Source organism: uncultured Megasphaera sp. (assembly GCF_958350005.1).
GTDB lineage: Bacteria > Bacillota > Negativicutes > Veillonellales > Megasphaeraceae > Megasphaera.
The window spans coordinates 1-3581 of record NZ_CATWFF010000199.1 but is presented as its reverse complement, the minus strand read 5'-3'; the positions used below and the strand labels follow the sequence as shown (position 1 = coordinate 3581).

Here is a 3581-nt window from a genome sequence, read left to right as displayed (position 1 = left end):
CACTAATAACATGTTCATAACTATGGTATGAGCATATATTTATTTTATTTTTTATGATTAGCTTTTATGGGGGGTAAGAAGATGAAAGCTATTTTACATGCTTTAAACAAGATCAGCCTGATTCAGCAAATCATCGTCGGTCTGATCATCGGGATTGCTGTCGCCACGGCCTTTCCCGCAGCCGGCAAGGAATTGTCCCTGCTCGGTATTTTATTCGTCGGCGCGCTGAAAGGCATTGCGCCGGTATTGGTATTTGTCCTCGTCGCATCGGCACTGAGCCGCAAACAGGAAGGCCACAATTCGAATATAGAATCAGTTATTATCTTATATCTCGTTGGCACATTCCTGGCTGCACTGTTTGCCGTCATTGCCAGCTTCATATTCCCGCTGACGCTGCAGCTTGATGTTACAGCTGCTTCGAATAAAGCTCCGGAAGGCATTGCGGAAGTCCTGATTACGCTGCTGAAAAACATCGTTGATAATCCGGTACACGCCCTGATGACTGGCAACTATATCGGCATCCTCGGCTGGGCTGCTATTTTCGGTGTTGCCCTGCGCCGCGTATCCGCTGCATCCAAGGCCGTCCTTGATGACTGCGCCGCTGCTGTTACGACGTGTGTACAGTGGATCATCCGCTTTGCACCTTTTGGTATTATGGGGCTGGTTGCTGATTCCATTTCGTCCAGCGGCCTCAGCGCTCTTATCGGCTATGCACAGCTCCTCGTTCTGCTCATTGGCTGCATGCTGCTCTTTGCCTTTGTCGTCAATCCGTTTATTGTATACTGCAAGATTAAACGCAATCCGTACCCGCTCGTTTGGCGGTGCATCAAGGTTTCCGGCGTAACGGCCTTCTTTACACGCAGTTCAGCTGCCAATATTCCTGTCAATATGGCGCTGGCTAAACGGTTTGGCCTGAATCCGGATATGTATACTATTTCTATTCCGCTGGGGGCTACGATTAATATGGCCGGCGCGGCTATTACCATTTCGGTCATGACCCTGGCTGCTGTACATACGCTGGGGATTTACGTCGACTTTCCGACGGCGCTGCTGCTCAGTGTCCTGTCGGCTATTGGTGCCTGCGGTGCATCCGGCGTAGCTGGCGGCTCGCTGCTGCTCATACCTATGGCCTGCAGCTTGTTTGGCATTTCCAATGATCTGGCCATGCAGGTCGTCGGCGTAGGCTTCATTATCGGCGTACTCCAGGATTCTACGGAAACGGCCCTTAATTCATCGACAGATATTCTGTTTACAGCTGCCGCAGATTTTGCCATTCATGGATATCCAGATTCCCTGGATAATCCGGTTGATCCGGAAAAATAAACCTGTCTGCTTCTGTTAAAGCAGAGCAGGGCAATACAAAAGGAACCTCCATTGCTGTATGGCGACGGAGGTTCCTTTTGTATATACTGACTTGTGCGCAAGGGGAGAGGAGACAGATAAAAAAAGACGGCTGCCAGAGCAGCCGTCTTTCTGAGACATGAAATATATCTTATTTGTTGAAGTAACGAGCGAGCAAGCCGTCGAATACGCGGCCATGGCGAGCTTCGTCTTTTGCCATTTCATGAACTGTGTCATGAATAGCGTCGAGGTTAAGCTGTTTTGCCAGCGTAGCCAGTTCTTTTTTGCCAGCGCAGGCGCCCTGTTCAGCAGCAGCACGCATTTCGAGGTTTGTCTTTGTGTCGTCTGTAACAACTTCGCCGAGGAGTTCAGCAAATTTTGCAGCGTGTTCAGCTTCTTCGAAGGCGATACGTTTGTAAGCTTCAGCAACTTCCGGATAGCCCTGACGATCAGCAACGCGGCTCATAGCGAGATACATGCCAACTTCGGAGCATTCGCCAGTGAAGTTAAGCTGTAAGCCTTCGATAACTTTTTCGTCAACGCCTTTGGCAACGCCTACTCTATGTTCATCAGCATATTCTTTTTCGCCGACAACTAATTCCGTGAATTTGGATTTCGGAGCGCCGCACTGTGGACACTTTTCCGGAGCTTCTGTACCTTCATATACATAACCGCAGATACCGCATACAAACTTTTTCATCGTTATTACCTCCTGAGAAATAAAACTGGAAAATGAAATTGAATACCAGTTACTATTAACAAATAACGCTTATTTGTTATGCTTGTATTATAACAGACAAAGGGCAGAAAAGCAAGATGAATTTCTCCGTATTGCTATAACAAAAATGGCAGGTCTGCTGCAGAGCTTGACAAGGATAGAGGGAGGTTATACAATATGGGACATACAAGTAAACGTCGAAGAACGGGAGTAAGTACCGTCGTGACACCCTTTACAGCGAGCCGGTGGCAGTGTGAGTCCGGCAGTGAGGACGCGGCTGGGAATGGACCCGGGAGATGCGGCCCGAATATCCGAGTAGGCGCCGCCGGAGCTTCTGCCGTTATAAAGAAGAGCGCGTATGACAGCGCGTCGGAGCCGGGCTTTTGCCAACCAGGGTGGTACCGCGGAATACTCTTTCCTTTCGTCCCTAATCTATGAGGGATGGAAGGATTTTTTTATGAGGAGGCTATGACTATGTCTGTTATTTTTTCCGGCATTCAGCCGAGTGGGAATTTGACACTGGGAAATTATTTAGGCGCACTGCGCAACTTTTCCAAAGTTCAGGAAGGCAATGAATGCTATTACTGTGTTGTAAACCAGCATGCCATTACGGTGCCGCAGGACCCGAAGCTGCTCCATGAACGGACGCGGGCTCTGGCTGCTATTTACATTGCTTCCGGACTGGATCCGGAACAGTCGACGCTGTTCGTGCAGTCAGAAGTGCCGGAGCACGCCATGTTGGGCTGGATCATGACGACCCTGTCCTATGTCGGCGAACTGGAACGGATGACGCAGTATAAAGATAAGGCGTCCAAACGGGGCGATTCGATTCCTGCCGGACTTTTGACGTATCCGCCGCTGATGGCAGCCGATATTCTGCTGTATCAGACGAATTTCGTTCCTGTCGGCGATGACCAGAAACAGCACCTGGAAATTACCCGCGACCTGGCACAGCGGTTTAACCGGCTCTATGGCGATGTATTTACGATTCCGGAAATTTATCTTGGCCAGGACGGTACGCGCGTCATGAGCCTGCAGGAACCGACGAAGAAGATGAGCAAGTCTGATGATAACACAACGGCTACGATCTACCTTCTCGATACGCCGAAAGATATTGAAAAGAAGATCAAGCGGGCCCAGACAGACAGTGAAAATTCTGTCCATTATGATCGGGAAAAGAAGCCTGGCATTTCCAACCTGATTGAAATCCTGTCGGCTGTTACCGATCAGACACACGAACAGGTGGAACAGGCTTATGCCGGCAAAGGATACGGCGCTTTCAAGAAAGACGTAGCCGATGCAGTGATTGCTGTACTCGAACCGATTCAGCAGCGGTATGAAGAACTTCTGAAGCATCCTGATCTGGATGATATTCTGGACAAAGGTTCAGCCAAAGCCCATGCCAAAGCCAGCGAAACTTATGAAAAAGCAGTTCATGCCATGGGATTGTACCGTAAATAATGGAAATTAGGCAGCTATATAAAAAAGTATGGCAGAATATATAAAAAATTATAGGATTAAG

At 48.8% G+C, this 3581-nt stretch carries 3 protein-coding genes; 2 read left to right on the top strand and 1 reads right to left on the bottom strand.

Annotated elements, in window-relative coordinates; translation table 11 throughout:
• The first annotated feature begins 81 nt into the window (after positions 1 to 81).
• Positions 82 to 1323 carry a serine/threonine transporter SstT gene (gene sstT / locus Q3886_RS09435; protein ID WP_301861190.1) on the top strand — a complete coding sequence of 414 codons (1242 nt, stop codon included), beginning with the start codon at positions 82 to 84 and terminating at the stop codon, positions 1321 to 1323.
• Positions 1324 to 1492: 169 nt separating this feature from the next.
• Here the strand turns inward: sstT and Q3886_RS09430 are convergent, their stop codons facing one another.
• The gene (locus tag Q3886_RS09430; RefSeq protein ID WP_301861189.1) at positions 1493 to 2041 is read right to left on the bottom strand and encodes an NADH peroxidase; all 549 of its coding nucleotides are present in this window, start codon (positions 2039 to 2041) and stop codon (positions 1493 to 1495) included.
• A gap of 492 nt (positions 2042 to 2533) precedes the next feature.
• On the opposite strand from Q3886_RS09430, the gene trpS reads away from it, so the two are divergent.
• Positions 2534 to 3520 (top strand): tryptophan--tRNA ligase, encoded by a 987-nt coding sequence (gene trpS / locus Q3886_RS09425; RefSeq protein ID WP_301861188.1) that lies wholly within the window; start codon positions 2534 to 2536, stop codon positions 3518 to 3520.
• Positions 3521 to 3581: the final 61 nt, after the last annotated feature.

Excerpts from the sequence above, each read along its gene's own strand:
- trpS (WP_301861188.1), top strand. The coding sequence starts at position 2,534 with ATGTCTGTTATTTTTTCCGGCATTCAGCCGAGTGGGAATTTGACACTG.
- sstT (WP_301861190.1), top strand. The coding sequence starts at position 82 with ATGAAAGCTATTTTACATGCTTTAAACAAGATCAGCCTGATTCAGCAA.
- Q3886_RS09430 (WP_301861189.1), bottom strand. The coding sequence starts at position 2,041 with ATGAAAAAGTTTGTATGCGGTATCTGCGGTTATGTATATGAAGGTACA.